General features: G+C 67.8%; 22 protein-coding genes and 1 tRNA gene. 12 read left to right on the top strand and 11 right to left on the bottom strand.

The window, feature by feature from the left end; translation table 11 throughout:
* Positions 1-23 precede the first annotated feature (23 nt).
* The 3 genes from N802_RS10110 to N802_RS10120 all read left to right on the top strand — a co-directional run bounded on the left by N802_RS10110 (position 24) and on the right by N802_RS10120 (position 4660).
* Positions 24-2222, top strand: coding sequence for a tetratricopeptide repeat protein (locus N802_RS10110; RefSeq protein WP_052109764.1), 2199 nt, complete (start codon positions 24-26; stop codon positions 2220-2222).
* A gap of 90 nt (positions 2223-2312) precedes the next feature.
* Positions 2313-3773: an APC family permease gene (locus N802_RS10115; protein ID WP_035915588.1), complete on the top strand. Its 1461-nt coding sequence runs from the start codon at positions 2313-2315 to the stop codon at positions 3771-3773.
* Entirely contained in the window at positions 3770-4660 is an 891-nt protein-coding gene (locus N802_RS10120) for a universal stress protein (RefSeq protein WP_035915591.1), read from the top strand. The genes N802_RS10115 and N802_RS10120 overlap by 4 nt, the downstream gene beginning before the upstream one ends.
* Positions 4661-4698: 38 nt before the next feature.
* Here the strand turns inward: N802_RS10120 and cphA are convergent, their stop codons facing one another.
* The 5 genes from cphA to glgC all read right to left on the bottom strand — a co-directional run bounded on the left by cphA (position 4699) and on the right by glgC (position 11923).
* Positions 4699-7626 carry a cyanophycin synthetase gene (gene cphA / locus N802_RS10125; protein ID WP_245613904.1) on the bottom strand — a complete coding sequence of 976 codons (2928 nt, stop codon included), beginning with the start codon at positions 7624-7626 and terminating at the stop codon, positions 4699-4701.
* 109 nt (positions 7627-7735) lie between these two features.
* Entirely contained in the window at positions 7736-8593 is an 858-nt protein-coding gene (locus N802_RS10130) for a cyanophycinase (RefSeq protein WP_035915593.1), read from the bottom strand.
* Positions 8594-8612: 19 nt separating this feature from the next.
* Positions 8613-9848 carry a phosphoserine phosphatase SerB gene (gene serB, locus N802_RS10135; RefSeq protein ID WP_035915597.1) on the bottom strand — a complete coding sequence of 412 codons (1236 nt, stop codon included), beginning with the start codon at positions 9846-9848 and terminating at the stop codon, positions 8613-8615.
* Positions 9849-9857: 9 nt separating this feature from the next.
* Entirely contained in the window at positions 9858-10673 is an 816-nt protein-coding gene (locus tag N802_RS10140; RefSeq protein WP_035915600.1) for an LLM class F420-dependent oxidoreductase, read from the bottom strand.
* On the bottom strand, positions 10670-11923 hold the full coding sequence (gene glgC / locus N802_RS10145; protein ID WP_035915602.1) for a glucose-1-phosphate adenylyltransferase: 1254 nt from the start codon (positions 11921-11923) through the stop codon (positions 10670-10672). Before glgC ends, N802_RS10140 begins: the two co-directional genes overlap by 4 nt.
* Before the next feature lie 78 nt (positions 11924-12001).
* Between glgC and glgA the strand changes: the two genes are divergently transcribed.
* Positions 12002-13192 carry a glycogen synthase gene (gene glgA, locus N802_RS10150; RefSeq protein WP_035915603.1) on the top strand — a complete coding sequence of 397 codons (1191 nt, stop codon included), beginning with the start codon at positions 12002-12004 and terminating at the stop codon, positions 13190-13192.
* Here the strand turns inward: glgA and N802_RS10155 are convergent.
* Positions 13171-13947, bottom strand: a complete 777-nt coding sequence (locus N802_RS10155) for a hypothetical protein (RefSeq protein ID WP_035915604.1) — start codon at positions 13945-13947, stop codon at positions 13171-13173. The genes glgA and N802_RS10155 overlap by 22 nt on opposite strands.
* Before the next feature lie 42 nt (positions 13948-13989).
* On the opposite strand from N802_RS10155, the gene N802_RS10160 reads away from it, so the two are divergent.
* From N802_RS10160 to N802_RS10185, 6 genes are all read left to right on the top strand, one after another.
* Entirely contained in the window at positions 13990-14772 is a 783-nt protein-coding gene (locus N802_RS10160; RefSeq protein ID WP_035915606.1) for an ABC transporter ATP-binding protein, read from the top strand.
* A gap of 73 nt (positions 14773-14845) precedes the next feature.
* Entirely contained in the window at positions 14846-15298 is a 453-nt protein-coding gene (locus N802_RS10165; protein WP_035915608.1) for an NfeD family protein, read from the top strand.
* 15 nt (positions 15299-15313) lie between these two features.
* Positions 15314-16408, top strand: coding sequence for an SPFH domain-containing protein (locus tag N802_RS10170; protein WP_052109766.1), 1095 nt, complete (start codon positions 15314-15316; stop codon positions 16406-16408).
* Position 16409: 1 nt separating this feature from the next.
* A complete protein-coding gene (locus N802_RS10175; protein ID WP_035915610.1) occupies positions 16410-17201 on the top strand; it encodes a sulfite exporter TauE/SafE family protein in 792 nt (263 codons plus the stop codon).
* Positions 17198-17920, top strand: a complete 723-nt coding sequence (locus N802_RS10180; RefSeq protein WP_052109768.1) for a sulfite exporter TauE/SafE family protein — start codon at positions 17198-17200, stop codon at positions 17918-17920. The genes N802_RS10175 and N802_RS10180 overlap by 4 nt, the downstream gene beginning before the upstream one ends.
* 24 nt (positions 17921-17944) lie before the next feature.
* Positions 17945-18754, top strand: a complete 810-nt coding sequence (locus N802_RS10185) for a TrmH family RNA methyltransferase (protein WP_035915617.1) — start codon at positions 17945-17947, stop codon at positions 18752-18754.
* A gap of 14 nt (positions 18755-18768) precedes the next feature.
* Here N802_RS10185 and N802_RS10190 read toward each other — a convergent pair whose 3' ends face one another.
* The 4 genes from N802_RS10190 to N802_RS10205 are packed head-to-tail and all read right to left on the bottom strand — an operon-like array spanning position 18769 to position 20915.
* Positions 18769-19248: an NUDIX hydrolase gene (locus tag N802_RS10190; protein WP_035915619.1), complete on the bottom strand. Its 480-nt coding sequence runs from the start codon at positions 19246-19248 to the stop codon at positions 18769-18771.
* Positions 19245-19760: a pyridoxamine 5'-phosphate oxidase family protein gene (locus N802_RS10195; RefSeq protein ID WP_035915621.1), complete on the bottom strand. Its 516-nt coding sequence runs from the start codon at positions 19758-19760 to the stop codon at positions 19245-19247. The genes N802_RS10190 and N802_RS10195 overlap by 4 nt, the downstream gene beginning before the upstream one ends.
* Before the next feature lie 16 nt (positions 19761-19776).
* Complete coding sequence (locus tag N802_RS10200) at positions 19777-20154, bottom strand: DUF3037 domain-containing protein (RefSeq protein WP_035915824.1); 378 nt, start codon at positions 20152-20154, stop codon at positions 19777-19779.
* Positions 20154-20915, bottom strand: coding sequence for a HipA family kinase (locus N802_RS10205; protein WP_035915827.1), 762 nt, complete (start codon positions 20913-20915; stop codon positions 20154-20156). Before N802_RS10205 ends, N802_RS10200 begins: the two co-directional genes overlap by 1 nt.
* Before the next feature lie 56 nt (positions 20916-20971).
* Here N802_RS10205 and N802_RS10210 point away from each other — a divergent pair, with 56 nt between their 5' ends.
* Together N802_RS10210 and N802_RS10215 are read left to right on the top strand one after the other, a co-directional pair.
* Positions 20972-22498: a protein kinase domain-containing protein gene (locus N802_RS10210; protein WP_052109770.1), complete on the top strand. Its 1527-nt coding sequence runs from the start codon at positions 20972-20974 to the stop codon at positions 22496-22498.
* A 29-nt stretch (positions 22499-22527) separates the two neighbouring features.
* Positions 22528-23418: a bile acid:sodium symporter family protein gene (locus N802_RS10215; RefSeq protein WP_035915624.1), complete on the top strand. Its 891-nt coding sequence runs from the start codon at positions 22528-22530 to the stop codon at positions 23416-23418.
* A 59-nt stretch (positions 23419-23477) separates the two neighbouring features.
* On the opposite strand, the gene N802_RS10220 is transcribed toward N802_RS10215, so the two are convergent.
* Positions 23478-23562, bottom strand: a tRNA-Leu gene (locus tag N802_RS10220).
* Positions 23563-23599: the final 37 nt, after the last annotated feature.

Raw genomic sequence — 23599 nt, forward strand, 5'->3', positions numbered from 1 at the left:
TCTCGACGAACTAGGCTCGGCGAGTGACCAGCGACACCCGCGCCCGCCCTGCCGTGACCGCCACGGAGGTCCGCGTCCTCGAAGGGCCGAACCTCTACTTCCCGAAGCCGGCCGTCAAGGTCACCCTGGACCTCACGGCATACCTCGACGCCGACAAGGACGAGGTCCGTCGTGTCGCCCGGACAGCCGGGCTCGGTGCCATCCAAGCAGGAGGGCCGGGCACTGAACAGCGGCAGCGAGTGCTCGCCCGCCTGGCCGAGAGGGCAGTGCGCCACGTCTCGCGAGGATCAGGAACGAAGAGACTTGGCGTGCGGGCGCGCCCCGGCTCCGAGCGCTCCGTCGTCGTCGTGTCCTTCGTGTGGCGGCGCAGAGGATCCGCACAGGCTCTGGGGGAGTCGGTGGCCCCGGTCCTCGACGCCTGGCTCGCAGGACACGACATCGTGGCGGATCGGGCCGAGATGGTCCGGAACGCGCCGGACGGACCCCCGCCGCGCATCGTCACCCCCCACATCCCGGTGGCCTCGATCACGGGGACCAACGGCAAGACGACCACGACACGTCTTCTGGCACACATCGCCATGACGGCCGGGAAGCACACCGCCTGGAGTTCCACCGACGGTGTCGTCGACCACGGCACCATGATCGAGTCGGGCGACTACTCCGGCCCAGCCGGCGCACGAGGTGTGCTTGGTGCGCCTGGCGTCGAGATCGGCATCCTCGAGACCGCCCGCGGCGGCATGCTGCTCAAGGGGCTCGGGGTCTCGCACAACGACGTCTCGGTCGTGACCAACGTGACGGCCGATCACCTGGGACTGCAGGGCGTCGACACGGTGGATCAGCTCGCCGAGGTCAAGGCGATCATCACCCGCGCGACTCGCCCCGAGGGATGGACGGTGCTCAACGGTGACGACCCGCGGGTGTGGGCCATGCGCACAGGCGCACCTGCCAAGCCTTGGGTCTTCACCCTGGACGCCAACTCACCCGCGATCCGTGAGGCCCTTCGTGACGGGGGGCGTGGGATCACGGTCGTCGACGACAAGATCACGGTCATCACCGACGGCGCGCCGGACCAGTTGGTGCGCGTCGTGGACGTGCCGATGACGATCAGCGGTCTCTCCCGGCACAACGTCGCCAACGCCCTCGCGGCGGCGGCTGCGGCTCTGGGGCTGGGCCTCGACCGGAGCGCGGTCATCGACGGGTTGCGGACGTTCCGTCCGGACGCGGCTCTCAACCCCGGCCGGATGAACACCTACACGGCTCGCACTTCAGACGGCGAATGCACGGTCGTGATCGACCTCGCACACAACGAAGCCGGACTCGAGGCACTCATGGATGTCACGGACGGGCTCAGGCAGCCCGGATCCCGAGTGCACCTGGGTCTGGGGGCCAGTGGGGACCGCACGGACGAGATCCTCGACAACCTGGGCGAGATCGCCGGGCATCGTTCGGACCACGTGGTCCTGCTCTACAAGCCCCACTATCTCCGGGGTCGGACACGGGAGGACATCGAGGCCCGTTTCCGGATCGGTCTCCAGCGGGCCGGCGTGGCAGAGGTCGCGTCGTTCGACACCGAGCTGAGCGGCCTCCAGGCGCTCGTGGGGCAGGCACGCGACGGGGACGTCGTGGCCCTCATGTGCCATTCAGAACGCCAGGAGGTCTACGACTGGCTGGCGGAGATCGGGGCTGTCGCCGATGACGCCCGTGCGATCCGTCGCAAGGTGGTGGCGGCGCGGGGCGAGCACGAGGCCGAGGAGGAGATCACGGCCCTCTGGGAGGACGACGACGAGGAGCAGCGGATCCGCACGGCCGCCGCGTTGTCTGCCAAGTATCCGGGAGACGCACGGATCACCTACGAATATGCCGGGACGTTCGACTCGGCGGGGCAGGAGCCGCGGGCCATTGCGTTGTATCGCGATGCGCTGAACAGTGGTCTGCGCGAACCGTTTCGGCATCGGGCCGTGATTCAGCTCGCGTCCTCGCTGCGCAATGTCGGTGAGGCCGACGAAGCCGTGCGGCTCCTCCGAGACCTCTCCGCGGATCGGCCCGAGTCCGTCGGCATCGCCGGTTTCCTGGCGCTGGCACTGCACTCCGCCGGTGACTCCGGAGAGGCCCTCGGGCAGCTCCTGTCGGTCGTGGCACAGGGCAGCACCGACGACGACGTGCTGCGCTATCGGCGTTCGCTCACGGCCTACGCCGCCGAGCTCAGCGCCGGTCGCGACTGACAGAGTTCGGCTCGGTACTGGGCGAGACGGCGTCCATGGGTCTAGGTTCACAAGGGCAGACCTGCGTTCCGTCGAACAGGGGAGAGCCTCATGGCCGTCTCGTTGTCGCAGCAGCTCACGCGCAAGAAGCCGATCGCGCTCGCCACCGATCCGGAGCATCCCGAGCACCACCACGCCGGGCCGGAGCTCAACCGCACGATCGGGACGTTCGCCCTGACGATGTTCGGCGTGGGTGCCACGGTCGGCACGGGCATCTTCTTCGTCCTGCAGGAAGCCGTCCCAGACGCCGGCCCCGCCGTGATCGTCTCGTTCCTCATCGCCGGCCTCGCTGCTGGGCTGTCCGCCCTGTGCTACGCCGAGTTGGCCAGCGCGATCCCCGTGAGCGGCTCCACCTATTCGTACGCGTACCACGCGCTCGGGGAACTGGTCGCGATGATCATCGCGGCGTGTGTGCTGCTCGAATACGGCGTCGCGGCATCGGCTGTTGCCGTTGGCTGGAGCGGCTATCTCAACGAGTTCCTGGACAAGACGATCGGTATGCCGTTCCCGGACGCGTTGTCCTACAGTCCAATTCCGTTCGAGGAGAACACCACCGGCATCATCAACCTCCCGGCGGTGATCCTTGTCGGACTCTGCACCCTGCTCCTCATCCGCGGGGCGAGTGAGTCGGCACGGGCCAACACGATCATGGTCCTGATCAAGCTTGCCGTCCTGGTGATGTTCATCGTCATCGGCTTCACGGCGTTCCAAGGCGACCGGTTCGACAACTTCTGGGCCTCCGGTTCGGCAGGCATCAGCGCCGCTGCGGGCACAATCTTCTTCTCGTTCATCGGCCTGGATGCCGTCTCCACCGCGGGGGAGGAGGTCAAGGATCCGCAGCGAGCGCTGCCGCGTGCCCTCATGGCCGCCCTCGTCATCGTCATTTCGATCTACGTTCTCGTGGCCATCGCTGGGGTCGGTGCTCAGTCGATTGAGGCCTTCGAGGACGAGGAGCAGCAGAGCGCGGGTCTTTCCGTCATCCTGGAGAACATCACGGGCAACTCCGTCGCAGGAACCGTGCTCGCCGCCGGGGCTGTCATCTCGATCTTCTCCGTGACGCTCGTGACGCTGTACGGCCAGACGCGCATCCTCTTCGCGATGGGCCGTGACCGCATGCTTCCCGATCGCTTCGCGGCCGTGAGCTCGCGGACCTTGACCCCCGTCTACAACACGGTCGTCGTCGGGATCGTCGTCGCTCTCATTGCTGGGTTCGTGCCATCGGACTACCTCTGGGACACCGTGTCGATCGGGACTCTGATGGCGTTCTCGATGGTCGCGCTGGGCGTCCTCGTGCTCCGTCGAACCCGCCCAGATCTCCACCGCCCGTTCAAGGTCCCTGGCTACCCCGTGACGCCCGTCCTCACGATCCTCGTGTGCGCCTACGTTCTCTCCGGCCTGGCTGCCACCACCTGGATCGTCTTCGGCGTCTGGCTGTTCATCGTGCTGGCCTTCTACTTCGTGTGGGGTCGCAGGCACTCGCGGCTCGAAGCGCCCGAGGAGGAGGAATCGTGACCCTGGTCGTCGGCTTCAGGGGCGGGGTGGATGACCGCTCCGGACTGAGGCTCGCGGTCACGCTGGCCCGATCGAGAGGCATCGACCTCGAGGTCGTCACGGTCGTTCCTGCCTCGTGGCCCACCCCCGTCATGGGGGCGGCTGACCGTGACTTCAGGCGCTGGGCTGCAGAGCAGGGAGAGGCAGCCCGAGCCGAGGCCCAGCAGATCATTGACGAGATCGCCTCAGACCTCAGCGTGACGACGCGGTGGGTCACTGCGCGATCCGTGGCCAGTGGTCTTCTTGAAGCCGCCACGACCTCCGGCGCAGTCCTGATCGTCATCGGCTCGTCCGCCGAAGCCGGGCACGGTCAGATCAACCTGGGATCCACGGCCAGCCGCCTGCTTCACTCGTCACCCGTTCCGGTCGCACTGGCCCCGCGGGGCTACCAACAGCCGGAGGGCGCCCGAATCGGCCGCGCGACCTGCGCCTTCCGAGGTGATGTCGCATCGCGCTCCACGCTGGAACGGACCGCCGTGATCTGCGCGGAGGTCGGCGCCAGTCTGCGGATTGCCACCTTTGCCGTGCGTGGACGGACCATGTATCCGCCCGAAGTGAGCCCCCAGACAGAAGACGATGTGCTGAGCAGCTGGGTGGAGCAGGCCACCCGAGCGCAGGAGGCGGCAGTCGGTTCGCTCAAGCAACCGGACGGCATACCGGGCGATGTCTCAACGGTCGTCGGTGCGGGCCGGACGTGGGCGGGTGCCCTCGACTCCATCGGCTGGGAACGCGACGACGTCCTCGTCGTGGGGTCGACTCGGGAGAACCTCGTGGAGCGGATCTTCCTGGGAACCAGCGCCACGAAGATCGTGCGGCATGCACCGGTTCCCGTCATCGTCGTGCCCTGAGACGACCCCCGAAGGAGCGGGTGGCCAGACCCCGCCGCTCAGGGGCGGGTCACCGTCGGCACCTGAGCGGCGGGGTCGGCCACGTCGTCGGGGTGCTCCACCACAGGCGATGAGGGTTCCTCGGCGTCGTGCTCGGCGAGATCCTGCCCGGTGGCTTCCTCACCACTGACGTGGGCTTCGGCCGTGATGGTCGAGGGGTCGAGGTCGGGGTCGACGATCGAGTCCGCGGTGTGGGTTCCCGGCTGCGCCTGCTTCGTCATGGTCTCGAGCTCGTTCATGACGACTCCATGCTGGTCGACGCACACGACGACGATGTCGCCGGGGTTCGCCCGGGCCATGACGTTGCGCACAGCGGACAGTTCGTCGGTGACGATGTCGACCTGACGGCACCGGGCACCGTCGGCCATGGCGGCCCTGGCGCCTTCGGCGACGAGCCCGGCCGTCTCGCCAGACCTGCGACCCCGGAGGCGTTCGTCCTCGCGCACGACGAGCACGTCGAAGTGCTGGGCCGCAATGGCGCCCAGTTCGCGCATGTCCTCGTCGCGCCGGTCGCCAGCAGTGGCGATGACGCCGAGACGTGAAAGCTTGCCCAGTTCGGAGGCACCGGACTTCGCCGCGGCATAGCGCTCGACGAACTCGCCCAGGACCTTCATTCCGGGCGCGTTGTGGCAGTAGTCGACGATGACGTCGACGTTGTTGACGTTCACCTGGTTCATGCGCCCCGGGGAGAGGTAGTAGCTCGTCGAGAAGGTGCGCAGGCCCTGCCGGATCTCGTGCAGGCCCGTGCCCACGGCGAAGGCCGCGCCCGCGGCTGCCATCGCATTGGCGACGTTGAACATCGCGGTGCCACCGAAGGTGGAGGGCAGCAGGTGCGTCCAAGCGAGCTGCATGGAGCGCCGACCGTGCCTGATGACGATCATGTCGCCCTTCTCGGACGGCTCGAGGACGATCGCGCGTCCGCCGCGGCGGCAGTGCTCGTCGACGAAATCCCGGATGCTGGATCCGGGAGCAGACGTCGTGAACCAGACGATCGAGCCGGAGCACCGTCGTCGCATCTTCCGGACCAGCGCATCGTCGGCGTTGAGAACTGCGAACCCGTTGCGCGGGACGGCTTCGACGACTACTGCCTTGACGTCAGCGAGCTGTTCGACGGTGTCGATCCCGCGCAGGCCCAGGTGATCGGGGGCCACGTTGGTGACCACTGCCACGTCGTTGCGGTCGTAGCCCAGTCCCTCGCGCAGGATGCCGCCGCGCGCAACCTCCATCACCGCGAAGTCCACGCGCGGGTTCTGCAGGACCATTCGAGCGGACTTCGGTCCCGACGCGTCAGCCTTGAACACGAGCCGCTCGTCGACGACGATGCCGTCGGTCGAGGTCATGCCGACCTTGTGACCGACACCCTTCATGATGTGAGCGATCATCCGCGAGGTGGTGGTCTTGCCGTTGGTCCCGGTGACGGCCACGATCGGCACCCGCGAGGGGGCTCCCGGGGGGAAGAGCAGGTCGACGACGGGCTTGGCGATGAACTGGGGCTCGCCGATCGTCGGGTGTGTGTGCATGCGGAAGCCCGGCGCCGCGTTGACCTCGCAGATGGCGCCACCGGACTCGCGGACAGGGGATGCGATGTCCGGGCAGATGAAGTCGATGCCGGCGACATCGAGCCCAACCATGCGGGCAGCCTCCTCCGCGATCTCGACGTTGTCGGGGTGGGCGTCGAAGGTGCGATCGACGGAGATGCCACCCGTCGACATGTTCCCGGTGAGCGCGAGTTTGACCATCGTCCCCTGCGGCGGGATCTCGTCCATGGCGAAGCCCTGCTCGCGGACAAGGTCCTCGGCTGCCTTGTCGACCTTGATGCGGGTCAGGACCTTCTCGTGGCCGACGCCTCGACGCGGGTCGGAGTTCGTGATGTCGACCAGCTCGGACACGGTGTGCTCACCATCCCCGATGACATGAGCCGGCACGCGCTCGGCAATGGCCTGCATGCGTCCGCCGACGATGAGGCACCGATAGTCCTTGCCGGTGATGAAGGACTCGACGATGACGTTGCCGCGCCGAGACTGCTCGCGCGCGATGGCGAACGCCTCACGAACCTCATCATCGGTCTTCAGGTCGAGACAGACGCCGCGTCCATGGTTGCCGTCCAGCGGCTTGAGGACGACGGGGTAGCCGACCCGACGTGCCGCCGCGACAGCATCATTGGGGCCGCGCACCGTCTCCTGCTTGGGCACGGGCAGCCCTGCCGAACCGAGCAGCTTGGTGGTGAGGTCCTTGTCCGAGGCGATGTCGACCGCGAGAGCGCCCGTCTTCGACGTCATGGTCGCACGGATGCGTTGGGCGTGGACGCCCTGCCCGAGTTGCACGAGGCTGGCGCTGTTGAGGCGGATGTAGGGAATGTCCCTGCTCACGGCCTCCTCGAGGATCGCGTTCGTCGAGGGACCGAAGGCCGTGCGATCGGCCCGCCGGAGGAACGTGTCCAACTCCTCGCGGAAGTCGAAATCCTCCTCAGCCTTGACGAGGTGGTTGACGAGTCGCACCGCGAGCCTTCCGGCAGCCATGCCCACGCCCTCGTCCGAGTAGCCATAGATGACGTTGTAGCGGCCCGGCTGGCCCTTGACCATGCGGGTCTTGCCGCGCCGCTGGTCGTGGCCGGCCTCCTGCTGCAACTGGAGGGCGACGTGCTCGCTGACATGGCCGAGCCACGTGCCCTCGCGCAGTCGCTGCACGAAGCCACCCTTGACCCCGCGTGAGCACGTGTGGTTCTCGATGCCCGGCAGGAGTTCGAGGAGGTGGTCGGTGAACCCGTCGAGGACGTCGCTGGGGTACTGCTCGAGAATGCCGAGATCGACGACGAGATGAATGGCCGGGTCATAGGACCAGACGTTGCCGCCGCGATAGACACGGGACTCCACGATGGTGAGCTCGGGCGCGGCGGGGCCGGTGGGGGTCGGGCGATCCTGGGACATCGGACTCCTCGAGGCTGACAGTGGCGGTTCGGAGGTGGTGCCGGGCGCTTCGGTGAGCGCGGGTGTTGCTGGTGGAGAGGGTGGTGCGTGGTGTGCTGGGCAGTGAGGATCAGTGCTTCGCGGTGGCCAGGGTGACCTCGACATCGGGGTGCTGCTCCACGAAATCCACGAGACTGGCCGTGGCGAGATCGAAGGTTGCCCCGGCCGGGAGCGTGTGGATCACGGCACCGGACACGAGGAGGGGCGCGCCCCTCCGGGCGTCCGGGGCGTCGGTGGTGACGTCGCGACAGTCCATGACGATGACGCCGCCGCGACCGTGGACCGTGAAGCGAGAACCGTCGACCACCTCGATGGCGGTGTCCTCGTCGATCCCGATGCCGAGGAGATTCGGCGAGGCGGCCACGACGGAGAGGAGGCGACCGTAGCGCGATCGCTGGGCGAAGTGTTGGTCGACGATGACTCCCTTGAGGAGTCCAATGCCTGCACTCACCTGACTCCCGCGCTGGACCGGTGTGATGCCCTCGTCACCCATCGAGATCATGAACTCACTCATGATCGAGGCACCCGCTGAGGTGCCTGCGACGACCGTGCCTCGTGCGTGCGCCCGGTGAAGGGCCTCGCCCAAGGGCGTGCCGGGGAAGAACTGTGACAGGCGCAGCTGTGAACCGCCGCTCATGAAGATGCCGGTGGCACGGTCGAGCAGTTCGACGGCCTCGGGGTCGTGCGCTGCTCGCCGTGAATCCGGATTGACGACGTCCACGGTCTCGACCCCGAACCGCGTGAAGACCTCCCGGTAGGAGGCGACGACCTCGTCCTGGAAGGACGACGCAGTGGGGATGACGACGATGCGCGAACGACGGCCCCCGCTGATTCGGACGAAGCGCCGCAACAGCGCAGCCCGGCCAACACGATCTTCCGCACCACCGATGATGAAGAGCGTCGGGGTCGTGGAGGGATAGCGGGGCATTGGACCAGCCTAGAAGGTGTCAGCCGTGCTCAACGGCAGGTGCGGGGGTCGGTGTGCCGTCAGCGTCGTCGGCCTCCTCGATCTCTTCGCGGGTGATGCCCAAAAGGTGGAGTACTGCGTCAAGATAGGGGACGTTGACCGCTGTGTCAGCCTGTTCTCGCACGACGGGTTTGGCGTTGAATGCGATCCCCAAGCCAGCTGTCGCCAACATGTCGAGGTCGTTGGCGCCGTCACCGATGGCGACTGTGCGAGCAAGGGGAAGCCCTGCCAACTCGGCGAACTCCCGCAGGGCGCTTGCCTTGCCGGCACGATCGACGACGTCGCCGACGACCCTTCCGGTGAGCCGCCCGTCGACCACCTCGAGGCGATTGGCCCGGGCATGGTCGATTCCGAGGTCGTCCGCGATGGGCTGGACGATCTCGATGAATCCGCCGGAAACCAGGGCCACGGTGAATCCCAGTCGTTTGAGGGTGCGGACAAGGGTGCGCGCACCCGGCGTGAGCCGGACCGCGGCGCGGACCTCTTCGAGGACTGCAGCGTCCAGGCCCTCCAGCGTGGCGACGCGGGCGTGAAGGCTTTGCGCGAAGTCGAGGGCACCGGCCATGGCCTGTTCGGTGACTGCCGCCACCTCTGCCTCGCGTCCCGCATGCCGTGCCAGCAGTTCGATGACCTCGTCCTGGATGAGCGTGGAATCCACGTCCATGACGACCAGGCGCCGCCCCCGCCGCGCCAGACCCGCGGGGGAGACGGCGATGTCAACGGACTGCTCGGCAGCCACCAGTGACAACTCGCGGCGGAGCGAGTCGAGGTTGGCACCGCTGACGTCCAGTTCGAGCGTGGTGACGGGGTATCGCGAGAGCCGTCGGATCCGGTCGATGTTGGCTCCGTGTGTGGCCACGGAGCGTGACACTGCCGCGACTGCCTGTGCCCGCAGGGGCGCCCCCAGGACCACGACCGCGGCTCGACCGGTGCGCCGATGCCGGTTGTCGCCCCGCCCGTCCACCACGGTCACCGTGAGGTCGAGGTCCTCGGCCACCCTTCCCACGGCCTCTCGGACGTCCGAGACGTGACCCACCGGCTGCAGCAGCGCCGCCAACGTGAGCTGACCGCGCACGACGACCTGCTCGAGGTCCAGGACCAGGGTCCCGGTGGGTGCGACGGCATCGAACAGGGCACTGGTCACACCCGGTCGGTCGTCGCCGGTGAGGCTCACCAGCAGGGTGGGCGGCTGGTCTGGCGAGTTCGTCGTGGTCACTCGCTCAGGTTAGGAGTTCACGGTGTCACGCCACGCGAGGAGGTCACGGACCGGACCGAGGTCGTAGTGCGGACCACCCAGGCCCACGGTGAAGAGTCGGGTGCCCACGGCATACAGGGCCTGCGCCCCGGCCGCGTAGTCCCGGACATCCTCGGGGAAACGACCCGGCCGGGGACTGACCCCAGCGGATCGTTCGATGGTCGCCGGATCACGACCGACGCGCGCGCACCACTCGTCGAGGACGGCGTGCTTGTGGGCGATTTTCTCGGGACCGCCGAAGCCGTGCCAGATGTCGGCCTGCTCGGCGACGATCTTCAGTGTCTTGCGTTCTCCGCCACCCCCGACGAGGACGGGGATGCGTCGGGTCGGGGTCGGGTTCAGCTGCTCCCAACGACTCCTGATCAGCGGCAGGTCGCGATCGAGTGCCCGTAGCCGGCCCCCGGCAGTCCCGAATTCGTACCCGTACTCGGCGTAGTCGCGCTCGAACCATCCCGAACCCAGACCGAGGACGAGCCGCCCCTCGCCACTGCGGGCGGAGATGTGATCGACCGTGCGAGCCATGTCGGCGAGGAGTTGCGGGTTCCGGTAGGAGTTGCACGTCACGAGCGCGCCGATCTCGACCTGCTCGGTCGCCTCGGCCCAGGCCGCGAGCATGGTCCAGCACTCGAAGTGGGCGCCGTCGGGGTCACCGTTCAGAGGGAAGAAGTGATCCCAGTTGAAGAGCACGTCGATGCCGAGTTCCTCGAGCGCCGCGCACGTTCGACGGATGTCTGCGTATGCCGCGTGCTGGGGTTGGATCTGTACGCCGACACGCGCTCGGGTCATGGTGTGACGACCGTGCCCTTGCCGACGACGGTGATTCCTGAGTCGGTGACGGTGAATCCGCGCGCGCGGTCGTGCTCCGCGTCGAATCCGACGGAGGTGCCTTCCGGGAGGTGGACGAACTTGTCGATGATGGCGCGACGGACGCGGCAGTTGCGGCCGATGTCGACCCCGTCGAGGAGCACCGAGTCGTCGATCTCGGTGTAGCTGTGGACGCGCACGTCGGGGGAGACCACCGACGAGTTGACCCTCGCGCCACTGATGATGACTCCGGGCGACACCATGGAGCTCAGTGCCTCACCAAAGCGCCCCGAAGCGCCGTGCACGAACTTTGCCGGCGGGTACGGGCCATAGCTGGTGAACAGCGGCCAGTCGTAGTTGTAGAGGTTGAAGATCGGGTGGATCGAGATGAGGTCCATGTGCGCGTCGAAGTACGAGTCGAGCGTTCCCACGTCGCGCCAATAACCCTGGTCCCGCTCTGTGCCGCCGGGGATGACGTTCTTCTTGAAGTCGTAGGTGTAGGCAGATCCCTCCTTGACCAGGGCCGGCACGATGTCGCCACCCATGTCGTGAGTGCTGTCGGCATCCTCGGAGTCGCGGGTCACCGCCTCCTGCAGGACGTCCGCGTCGAAGACGTAGTTGCCCATCGACGCGAGGATCTCGTCGGGGGAGTCGGGCAGCCCGTCGGGGTCGGTGGGCTTTTCGCGGAAGGCCTTGATCCTGGTGTGGTCGTCGGCCTCGACCTCGATGACACCGAACTGGTCGGCCATGGCGATGGGCTGCCGAATCGCGGCGACGGTGACGCCCGCGCCTGACTCCACGTGCTGGTCGACCATCTGGGAGAAGTCCATGCGGTAGACGTGGTCGGCACCGACGACGACGACGATGTCCGGCCGCTCGTCGGTGATGGTGTTGAGGCTCTGGAAGATCGCGTCGGCGCTGCCTTGGTACCAGGACTTGTCGATGCGCTGCTGGGCGGGGATGGGCGCCACGTAGTTGCCGAGCATCGTCGACATGCGCCACGTCTTGGTGACGTGCCGGTCGAGGCTGTGTGACTTGTACTGCGTCAGGACCACGATTTTGAGATAGCCCGAGTTCACGACGTTGCTCAGCGCGAAGTCGATGAGCCGGTAGATCCCACCGAAGGGAACGGCGGGCTTGGCCCGTTCGGCAGTGAGCGGCATGAGGCGTTTGCCCTCTCCACCTGCGAGAACGATGACGAGCACCTTGGGTCCACCGCTGCGGTATGCCATGACCTCAACCTAGCGAAGGTCACCTCGGAATGTGACCGGCGTCTCGCCACGGTGGCACCACGTGGCTAGGGTCGAGACGTGCGCGTCGACATCCTCAGCAAGGAGTACCCACCCACGATCTACGGCGGGGCGGGGGTGCACGTCGCCGAACTCACCAGGGCGCTGCGTGAGCGCGGCGACATCGATGTCCGGGTGCGCGCCTTCGGACCACCTCGCGATGAGGACGGCACCACTGGGTATGCCGACCTCCCAGCACTCGAGGGTGCGAACGCGGCGCTCGTGACCATGGGGGTGGATCTCGCCATCGCGGCGGACTGCTCCGGCGCGGACCTCGTGCACTCGCACACGTGGTACGCCAACTTCGCTGGCCACACCGCGTCACTCCTCGAGGGCGTTCCGCATGTCGTGAGCGCGCACAGCCTCGAGCCGATGCGCCCCTGGAAGGCCGAGCAGTTGGGCGGCGGCTACCGGCTGTCGTCGTGGATCGAGCGGACGGCATACGAAGGAGCCTCGGCCGTGATCGCGGTGAGCGACGGCATGCGCAAGGACGTCCTGCGCAGCTATCCGTCCATCGACCCGGCCAAGGTCAAGGTGGTGCACAACGGCATCGACAGCGACCTCTGGAAGCGGGCAGAGGATCACGACATCGTGCGGCGGCATGGCGTCGATCCCGATCGACCCAGCGTCATCTTCGTGGGGCGGATCACGCGCCAGAAGGGCCTGCCATACCTCTTGCGCGCCGCGGCCGCGCTTCCTCCCGAGGTGCAACTCGTTCTCCTCGCGGGGGCGCCTGACACCCCTGAGATCAAGACCGAAGTCGAGGAACTCATCGCAGACCTGCGACGCAGTCGTGATGGCGTGGTGTGGGTGCCCGAGATGCTGCCCCGCCATGAGGTCATCGCATTGCTCTCTGCCGCAACGGTGTTCGTGTGTCCGTCGGTCTATGAGCCGCTCGGGATCGTCAACCTGGAGGCGATGGCGTGCGAACTCCCTGTGGTCGCGACCGCAACGGGCGGGATCCCCGAGGTCGTCGTCGACGGAGAGACCGGGTGGCTCGTCCCGATCGAGCAGGTCCAGGACGGCTCGGGGACACCTGTCGACTCGGAACGCTTCGTAGCCGACCTCGCCGGCGCGCTCAGGGACGCAGTCTCGGACGTGGATCGAGCAGGGCGGTTCGGGCAGGCAGGTCGACGTCGAGCCGTGGAGTCCTTCTCATGGGCGCGCATCGGCGACGAGACGCTCGCGGTCTATCGGGACGTCCTGCGGTGAGCCACGGCGGTGACGCCGGCATTGGTGGCGTCGGCCAGTGCGCGCTCGGCGACACGGCGTAGTTCTCGCAGGAGATCGACGCGGCGCTGCTGGGTCCAGCCGTCCGGTCCGTCATGCGGTCCGTCGAGTCCCGCAGCGGCGGCGTTGCTGATGGCCGCCGCGAAGGTGATGGCCCGCAGCGCCTGTCCGGGCAGGGCGTCGGGGAGTGCCCACTGCCCTGCGCGGGGGAGTGCGCCCCGGGCCGAGGCGGCGTCGAACGGCTGGCCGCCGAGCTCGTCGAGTTGCGTTGTCATCTCGAGGACCGTCGTGGTGAGGCTGCGCGTCGTCTCGCGCGGATCGAGCGCCTCGACCTTGTGGATCGGCACCGGATCGCAGTCGTATGCCGTCCAGTCCAGTCGCGTTCCCGCGTCGGCTCCGGTGGCCCCCGGGGCGCCGAAAGTCGACCACGACGGCACCAGGAGCGCGCCGAGTCCGGGTGCCACGAGGCACTCCTCGGCCTCCACTGCCGCAGCCAGTGCGTCACCGCCGCAGCGGGGGAGACTGCTCGGATCTCCACTTGAGGGCAGGGCCACCCACACGGTCTTCTCGCCGAGGTCGTGCCACAGATCGAGAGTGCGCACCCCAGCGCCGACGGCATCCACATCGGGAAGGGCCGACTCGATCGCGGCTTCAAGGCCGGAGGTGGCGCTGCCGGCATCAGCCCACGCCGACGTGACCCACAGGGCGATCCGAACCGACGCAGGCAACTCGGGCATGCCGTCATCGTAGGCACCTGCCGTTCAACTAGGGTTCCCGTCATGAGTGATGTGCTGGCGCTGGCGGGGGTGGGCGTCGTCCGTGACGGCGCAACACTGCTCGACGACGTCGACTGGGAGGTCGAGGAGGGCCAGCGGTGGGTCATCCTGGGCCCGAACGGTGCCGGCAAGACGACGCTCCTGCAATTGGCCTCGGGGCGCATGCACCCCACCCGGGGCGTGGTGGGTGTCCTCGGTGAAGTCCTCGGGGCAGTGGATGTCTTCGAGTTGCGTCCTCGGATCGGTCTGGCATCAGCGTCCCTGGCCGACCGGATCCCCGGGTCCGAGCGGGTCGCCGACGTCGTCGTCACTGCCTCCTACGGCGTGGTGGGGCGTTGGCGCGAGAACTACGACTCCCTGGACCACTCCCGAGCGCTCGAACTTCTGGAGGCACTCGGTGCGGCGCACCTCGTCGACCGGACGTTCGGCACGCTGTCCGAGGGTGAGCGCAAGCGCGTCCAGATCGCGAGGGCGCTCATGACGGATCCCGAGCTCATGCTGCTCGACGAGCCGGCGGCGGGGCTCGACCTGGGGGGACGCGAAGACCTCGTGGCGCGGCTCGGCGTCATTGCAGCGGACGTCATGGCGCCCGCCCTGGTGCTGGTGACGCACCACGTCGAGGAGATCCCGCCCCACTTCACCGATGTCCTGCTGCTCCGCGAGGGGCGCGTCGTGGCTCAGGGCCCGATCGAGATCACGCTCACTGCAGAGAACCTCAGCGCGACCTTCGGGCTTCCGCTCGAGCTCGAGCAGCGAGGCTCCCGCTACACCGCCTGGTCCCGGTGACGGGCACGGTTCGGACCATGGGATCGTTGTCCACACACACCGTCATGGGCGACGGGGACGAAAGGGGAATGTCATGGAATGGCTGACCGACAATCCATGGGTCGCGTGGGTGGGCGTCGCGCTGATCCTGGCCGCCATCGAGGCGGCCACAGTCGATTTCGTCTTCCTCATGCTGGCGGGCGGGGCGCTGGCTGGCGGTCTGGCGGCCGCTCTGGGTGGCAATGCGCCGGTCCAGGTCATCGTCGCCGTGCTCGTGGCCGGGCTTCTCCTGTTCGTCGTGCGCCCGATCATCAAGCGCAAGTTCACCGAGGGCGATCACGACGAGACGATCGGGGCCTCCGGCCTCGTCGGTCGTGAAGCACGAGTCCTCCAGACCGTCACCGACACCGATGGGCGCATCAAGCTCGCGGGGGAGACGTGGTCGGCCCGGGTCGCCGAGGGCACCGAGCCCCTGCGCCCCGGCGACGACGTCCGAGTCATCGCCATCCACGGAGCGACGGCCATCGTCGCCGCCGACCGTCACTGACCCGAGGGAATCACCATGATCGAGCTCATCATCCTGGCGCTGCTGCTGCTGTTCGCCGTCATCGTTCTCTATCGCACGGTGCGGATCGTGCCTCAGCAGACGGCGCTGATCATCGAGCGACTCGGTCGCTACCACAGCACCCTCGAGGGCGGCATTCACTTCCTCGTCCCCTTCGTCGACAAGGTTCGCGCCAACATCGACCTGCGTGAGCAAGTCGTCTCCTTCCCGCCGCAGCCGGTGATCACGAGCGACAACCTCGTCGTCAACATCGACACGGTCATCTACTACACGGTGATCGACGCGAAGTCGGCGGTCTACGAGATCGCCAACTTCATCCAGGGCATCGAGCAGCTCACCGTCACGACACTCCGCAACGTCATCGGCTCGCTCGACCTCGAGCAGACCCTCACGAGTCGCGACCAGATCAACGCCCAGCTGCGCGGCGCCCTCGACGAGGCGACGGGCAAGTGGGGCATCCGCGTCAACCGCGTCGAGCTCAAGGCCATCGACCCGCCCATGTCGATCCAGGAGTCGATGGAGAAGCAGATGAAGGCCGAGCGTGAGCGGCGTGCGCAGATCCTCAACGCCGAGGGTGTCAAGCAGTCCAACATCCTCACGGCCGAGGGTGAGAAGCAGAGCCAGATCCTGCGTGCTGAGGGTTCGGCGCAGGCGCGGGTTCTCGAGGCTCAGGGTCAGGCACGCGCCATTCAGCAGGTCTTCGACGCGATCCACCGGGGCAAGCCCACCCAGAAGCTCCTCGCCTACCAGTACCTCCAGGTCCTGCCCCAGATCGCGCGGGGTGACTCCAACAAGATGTGGATCATCCCGAGCGAGCTCACCGACGCCCTCAAGGGCATCGGCGGTGCACTGGGACGTGGGGACGGTGGCGGCGGCTTCAGTGACGGCGACAACGACGAGTGGGAGCCGGCCGAAGAGATGAAGACGCCCTTCGACGAGACGGCCCTCGTCGACCCGGCCCAGGCCCTCGCCGAGGCCCGCGACCAGGCCGGTGAGGCGCAGCGCGAGGCCAAGGACCACGCCACTCCGCCGGCCCGTCAGCAGCCCCCGCTGACCCCGCCGGCAGACGCAGTCCCGCCGCGCGAGAGCTGAGGTGGGTCCGGCCGAGGCTGCGCTGATCTTCGCGGCCGGCATTGCCGCCGGCACGATCAACACGGTCGTCGGATCGGGCACCCTCGTGACGTTCCCAACCCTGCTGTTCTTCGGGTACGCACCAGTCACGGCGAACGTGTCCAACTCCGTGGGACTCGTGGCCGGTGGCCTCACAGGATCGTGGGGCTACCGGCACGAGCTGCGCGGGGCGTGGCACACCCTCCTGCGCTGGATGCCGATGTCCCTCCTCGGAGGCGTCGTGGGCGCCGTGCTGCTCCTCGTCCTCGATCCGAGTGCCTTCGAGGCCATCGTCCCGGTCCTCATCGGACTCGGTGTCGCCCTCGTCATGGTCGGGCCCCGGCTCAGTGCGTGGACGGCTGCCCATCGCGGTGGCACGGCTGCCTCGGGGGCCTTGGGTGAGCACTCGCCCCAGCGTGCGGCAGCCCTTTTGGTTGGCATCTTCGCGACCGCCGTCTACGGGGGCTACTTCGGCGCTGCCCAGGGCGTCATCCTCATGGGAGTCCTCACGACGCTGACGAGTGAGGGCGTGCAGCGACTCAATGGCATCAAGAACGTCCTCTCGACGATCGTCAACGCCGTGGCTGCCCTGACCTTCATCATCGTCGCGCCGGAACACGTCAACTGGGCGGTGGCGGGGCTCATTGGGGCTGGCGCCTTGATCGGTGGCGTCATCGGGGCACGTGTCGGTCGCTGGTTGCCGCCAAACGTCCTGCGCGCCGTCATCGTGGTCATCGGAGTCGTGGCGATCGTGCGGATGATCTGGTTCTCGTGATCGACTGGTCCATCGTTCTCTGGCTCGGCGTCACGCTGGGTGTGGGCGCATTCGTCCAGTCGTCGATCGGCTTCGGCCTGGCCGTGGTGGCCGCCCCCTTCATCGTCGTGTTCGCGCCAGAGCTGGTCCCCGGGGCCCTGCTCGTCACGAGCTTCACTCTGCCGATCGTCCAACTCGCGCTGGCCCCGATCGACATCGCCTGGCGATCCCTGTCGTGGGCGTTGTTGGGGCGGCTCCTGTTGACGCCCGTCGGTGTCGCCGTCGTGGCTCTGCTCTCGGTGCGCTCGATCTCCATCATCGTCGCCGTCCTCATCCTGCTGACGGTCGCCACATCGCTCACGACCATCCGGATCCGCAACACGCCCATCACCGCCGCAGCAGCCGGGGGGATCGCCGGGGTGACCGGAACCGCCACCAGCATTGGTGGGCCGTTCCTGGCACTCGTCCTTCAACACGAGAAGCCTGACCGTGTGCGAGCGACCCTGGCGGCGTTCTTCCTCGTGGGCGCGGTGCTTTCGTCTGCCGCTCTGGCCATCGCGGGGGAGTTCTCACGCGTCCAACTGCTGGCGGGACTCATGTGGGTCCCGTTTCTTCTCCTCGGGTATGCCGCGGCGTCGCCGTTGCGCGCACGTCTCGACACGGCTCGGCTGCGCAGGGCCGTCCTCGCCTTCTGCGTCTTGGCCGGGGTGAGCATCCTGGTGCGGGCATTCGTGTTCTGAGCCCGCACCTTCTAGCCTCTGCACGTGCCGATCCGCATCACCGACCCCAGCGACGACCGTGTCCACGACTACGTCGGACTCACGGACGTTGCCCTGCGACGCCGCACCGAGCCGGAGCGTGGGCTCTACATCGCCGAGTCCGAGAAGGTCATCCGGCGGGCGCTCGCCGCGGGTCACCAGCCCCGCTCCTACCTCATGGCCGAGCGGTGGCTCACCGACCTCGATGACCTTGTCGCCGATGCCGAGCAGGGTGGCATCCCCGTTTTCGTGGCCGACCACGAAGTGATCGAGAACTTCACCGGCTTCCACCTGCACCGCGGTGCTCTGGCCTCGATGGAACGACCCGCGATGCGCTCGGTCGCGGACGTGGTCTCGGACGCGCGACGTGTGCTCGTCATCGAGGACGTCGTCGACCACACCAACGTCGGCGCGGTGTTCCGCAGCGCAGCAGCCCTCGGCATGGACGCGGTGCTGGTGACGCCGCGGTGTGCCGATCCGCTCTATCGCCGGGCGATACGGGTGTCGATGGGCACGGTGTTCCAAGTGCCCTGGACCCGAATCGACCCCTGGCCCGGCGGAATGGACCTGTTGCGGGACAACGGGTTTCATGTCGCTGCGCTCGCACTGTCCGACGACGCCATCGGTCTGGATGCACTCGCGGCCGACCCGCCCGACCGGCTGGCGCTGGTCCTCGGAACCGAGGGTGACGGGCTGGGCCGTCGCACGGTGGAGGGGGCTGACGTCGTCGTGACCATCCCCATGGCCGGGGGAGTGGACTCCCTCAACGTCGCTGCCGCGGGGGCTGTCGCTGCGTGGGCACTGCGCGCCCGCTGACCCACAACTGATCGTCAGCCGAGCTCGTCGCCGAATCCGTGGGAGGTCACGGGACCGAGCGGAGGGCTGCCGAGCCCGCGCAGGATCCGATGCTCGTAGTCGGGGATGGGCGCCGGCAACTGGCCCAGGTCGAACCACTCGAGCCCCGAGCACTTGGCCGGTTCCATGATCCGCGGCTCGCCCTCCCAGGAACGCGCGGTCCAGAACCAGTCGACCCGCTGCTCGATGGGCTCGTCGGAGCCGTTGGTGCGCTGCATCACCGTGACGAACGTGAGGTCCTGAGGTCGGACGCCCACCCCGAGTTCCTCCTCGACTTCACGGATCGCTGCCTCGAGGGCGGTCTCGCCGGGCTCGACATGTCCCGCGGCCCCGGCCACCCAGTGCCCGTCCATGTAGCCGGTGTTGGCGCGACACTGGAGCAGGACCTCGTCGCCGCGCCTCAGGTAGACGTAGGACGCGGGAACCAGAGCGAATGGGGCGTTCGGCGCGCTCATGAGGGCCGCCAGGTCTGGCGTGGTCGGAAGCCGCTGCGACGCAACCAGTGCTCGGTGTAGAGGATGCGACGCGGGGTGATGATGGTCAGCGGGTCGCGGGGAGGATCGTCGAGTGCAAGGCCCCGTTCGACGTGATCGGACTGCCAGCGCATGGCTTCCCAGTAGGCATCGACCTCAGGGTCGTCACGCTCGAGTGTTCGTGCGGTCCCGAAGATCTGCAGCCCGCGGCTGCTCGCCTGCCCGACGAGCGGTGCCACGATGCCGGCCGAGACCCGGGGATCGCGCCTCAGGTTGCGTGACTTCGCCGAGGCGTTCCAACTCGTGTAGAAGATCTCGAAGCCGAGGCTCGAATATCGCACCGGAGTGGCGGCTGGGCTGCCATCAAGGTTCACCGTGGCGATGACCGCGAGGTTGTGGCTCGACAACAGGTTGAGGATGCGCTCCTCAAGTTGCTCCCGTGGAAGGTCCACGTCCGGAGCGGGACCGGACAACCAAGGGTTCGTCAACGGCATACGAGATCGTCGTGCGTCAGCGGACGAGACGGTCGAGGAGGGTGGCGAGCTCGGCCTCGGGGTCCTCGGCGGTGCCGCCGTGGACACCGGACGGTTGGATGACCGTGCTGCGCGGCGCGCTGAGCCAGCCGAAGCGCTTGCCCGGGGTGCTCAGGTTCGGGCGCCCTCCGCCGCTGGTGCCGGCACAGACGTCGTCCACGACGGCCAGCGACGCCGTCACGGCGTCAAGGTCGAGATCGGGTGCGAAGGCCCGGAGACGCTCGGCATCCACGTGACAGGCCGACCGCAGGAATCCGGCTGACTGCGAATACAGGACGACGCCCACGTTGAGGCACTCGCCGCGGTCCACGCGGGGCACGCACTTGAGGACGACGTACTGGTACGGGTGGCTCATCAGGCGGCCTCCCACCAGGCGCTGGCGTTCTCGAGTCGACGGCTGAGGTGTTCGACGTATGCCGTCCGCACCGCTTCCGGGGTATCGAGACCAGGTGCCGGCTCGAGCCACTCGTCGGGGACGAGGGCGACGACCTCGGTCAGCACGGCGGGGGTGAGGGCGGCGGACGCCCGCCGGTGCGCCGCCGCAAGGTCACCGGCGACGTCCTTGAGGACGTGCTCCGAGGTATCGAACGGCTGGACGGCGAAACGTGAGGAGTCCGCCCCACGACTGGGCCAGGAGTGGTGGAACCAGATCGCCGCGCCGTGGTCGATGGCCCAGGCCTCGCGGTGCCAGACGAGGAGATTGGGGTTGGCCCAGGTGCGATCGACGTTCGCGGTGAAGGCGTCGAGCCACACAATGTCGGCAGCCTCGTCGGCCGGCGGCGTCCGCGATCCGTCGTAGCCAAAGGATCCGGGCAGGAAGTCCACGGCGAGGTTGCGGCCCAAACTCGCGTTGAGGAGGTCCTGAACCTCCTCGTCGGCCTCATAGCGGGCGATGGCCGCGGGGAGGTCGATGACGGCCATGGTGGGGACCCGGATGCCCAACCGACGCGCCACCTCGCCGACGATGACCTCGGCCACGAGGACCTTGAGGCCCTGACCGGCGCCGCGGAACTTGATGACGTAGGTGCCGCAGTCCGACGCCTCGACGATTCCGGGGAGGGAGCCGCCCTCGCGCAGAGGCGTGACGAAGCGCGTCGCGGTGATGTGGGGCAGCACGCTCACAGGTTACGGGAGGCACTAGGGTCGACTGAGCGCCCCACACGAGGAGAGGTATGACCCAGACCCACGGGCGGCTGCTCGGCGGCCGCTATCGACTTGGTGCACCCTTGGGGCGCGGCGGCATGGCCGTCGTGTGGCGCGCCGACGACGAGTTGCTCGGCCGCGAGGTGGCCGTCAAGACGTTGGATCTCACAGGCCCGGACAGTGACAACGCTGGCCAGCGCTTCAACCGCGAGGCGCGAGCCACGGCGATGCTCAACCACCCGAACATCGTCACCGTCTATGACACGGGTGTCGAGGACCACACGGCCTACCTCGTCATGGAGCTCCTTCCCGGCCCGACGCTCGCCGAGCGCGTCCGGGAGGAGGGGACACTTCCCGTGGAGGACGTGCGCACGATCGGTCATCAGGTCGCCGTCGCGCTCCAGGCCGCTCATGACGCGGGGATCGTCCACCGGGACATCAAGCCGGGCAACATTGCCTACGGCGCGGACGGCACCGTCAAGGTTCTCGACTTCGGCATCACGCAGATCGTCGACGAGGCGTTGGGCCATCACCATCAGCTGACGATGACCAACACGATCGTGGGGACCGCCGAGTACCTCGCGCCGGAGCAGGCGACGGGTCAGCGCGTCGACGCGCGAGCGGATCTGTACGCGCTCGGGTGCGTCCTGACGACCCTGCTGACCGGTTATCCGCCGTTCACGGCGCCCACGCCGGTGGCCATCCTCATGAAGCACGCGAACGAGCCGGCCAGGGATGTGCGCGAACTGCGTCCCGACACGCCGCAGGACCTGGCAGACCTCATCGCCGGATTGTTGGCCAAGGACCCGGCTCACCGCCCTCAGACGGGTCGCGACGTGGCCGAGATGCTGCGCTCCAGGTGGGCTCCGGCCCCCACGGAGGTGCTCGCTCCAGCGGTTCCGGCGGCAGCCACGACGCAGTTCCCGGCGACGGGACCGGTGCCGTCAGGTTCGGGTCCTGTCGACGAGCCGTACTACGAGGAGGACTACTACCCTCAGCGGCAGTCGCGGGGGTGGATGTGGCTCTTCGTGTTCCTGGCCGCGGCGATCGCTGCGGTCGGGCTGTACTTGCTCCTGGGCAATGGATCCGACGACCCGACCGATTCTCCGACGGGGTCGACGACGCCCACGACAACTCCGACTCAGACCACAGAGCCCTCGACCCCGACCCCGACACCGTCGGAGACCACGTCGACGCCGGCGCCGATCGTGACCATCACCGAAACCCCACCGCGCAGTGAGACGCCGACCCCGTCGGAGACCGTCGACACGGGCCAAGCAGTCACTGACGCATCCGCCGCCATGGGAGATGCGGTCCGCCGGGCGCAGGGGCAGGCCCTGGACCCGGAGGTTGCAGAGACAGTCCTCGGGTGGCTCGAGGATGTCGACCAGGCGGTTCAGGACGGCGACGGCCCGGCGGCCCGGTCCAAGGTGGACGACATCCAGAACGAGCTGGCGCAGGCCCTCGAAGACGGGAAGCTGACGCCGGAGGGCCAGGCGACGTTGGACGGTCCACTCGCGAACCTTCAGTCGGCAGCTGAGGCATTCCGGCCCTGAGGGTCACCTTCCGGGGGTAGCGTCCGCGCATGGACTCCGCCCTCATCACCATCGGCCTGCCCGTCGCGCTCGCCGTCATCATGTTCGGTCTCGGCCTCGCTCTCACGCCGGCAGACTTCACCCGGGTGGGTCGCCACCCTCGAGCCGTGGCGATCGCACTGGCCTGCCAGCTGGTGCTCCTGCCCCTCGTGGCCTTCGGGCTCGTGAAGTTCTGGGGGCTCGACCCACTGCTTGCCGTGGGCTTCATGATTCTGGCTGCGTCACCGGGCGGGACGACGGCCAACCTCATGAGCCACCTCTTCCGGGGCGACGTGGCGCTCAACATCACCCTGACCGCGATCAACTCGATCATCGCGATCGTCACGCTGCCCCTCGTCACGAACTGGGCCCTGGGGCACTTCCTCGACGATGGGAGCCAGATCGGGCTTCAGTTCGACAAGATGGCCCAGGTCTTCGCGATCGTCCTTGTGCCGGTGGTCATCGGCATGCTGGTGCGACGAGCGTCGCCGACCTTCGCCGCACGGATGGACCGGCCGGTCCGCATCGCCTCGGCGGTGCTGCTGTTCCTCGTGATCATCGGCGCGATGATCGGCGAGAAGGACAACATCATGGGCTACCTCGCCGACGTCGGGTTCGTTGCGGCGCTGTTCTGTGTCATCTCCCTCAGCGTCGGCTACGCCGTGCCGCGACTGCTCGGTGTCACCGAGGACCAGGCCATCGCCAGCGGGTTCGAGATCGGCATCCACAACAGCACCCTGGCGATCGCGATGGCGATCACCGTTCTCGAAAGCACGGAGATGTCCATTCCGCCTGCGGTCTACGGGATCCTCATGTTCCCGATCGCGGCGGCATTCGGTGTGGTCGTGCGCAACCGCGCGGTGCTGACGCCGTCCGAGAAGGTCGATGCACCGGTTTCCTGACGCTGCAGAAACGCTGATGCCCCGAGCCTCTGACCTGCAGAGACTCGGGGCATCTTCGGTGTCCGAGGGGGGACTTGAACCCCCACCCTCTATACGAGGACTAGCACCTCAAGCTAGCGCGTCTGCCAATTCCGCCACCCGGACGGGGTGATTGCCGGCCCCTGTGGGCGGTGCCTGCAAC

Origin of the sequence: Knoellia sinensis KCTC 19936 (genome assembly GCF_000768705.1) — a bacterium.
Classification (GTDB): Bacteria; Actinomycetota; Actinomycetes; order Actinomycetales; family Dermatophilaceae; genus Knoellia; species Knoellia sinensis.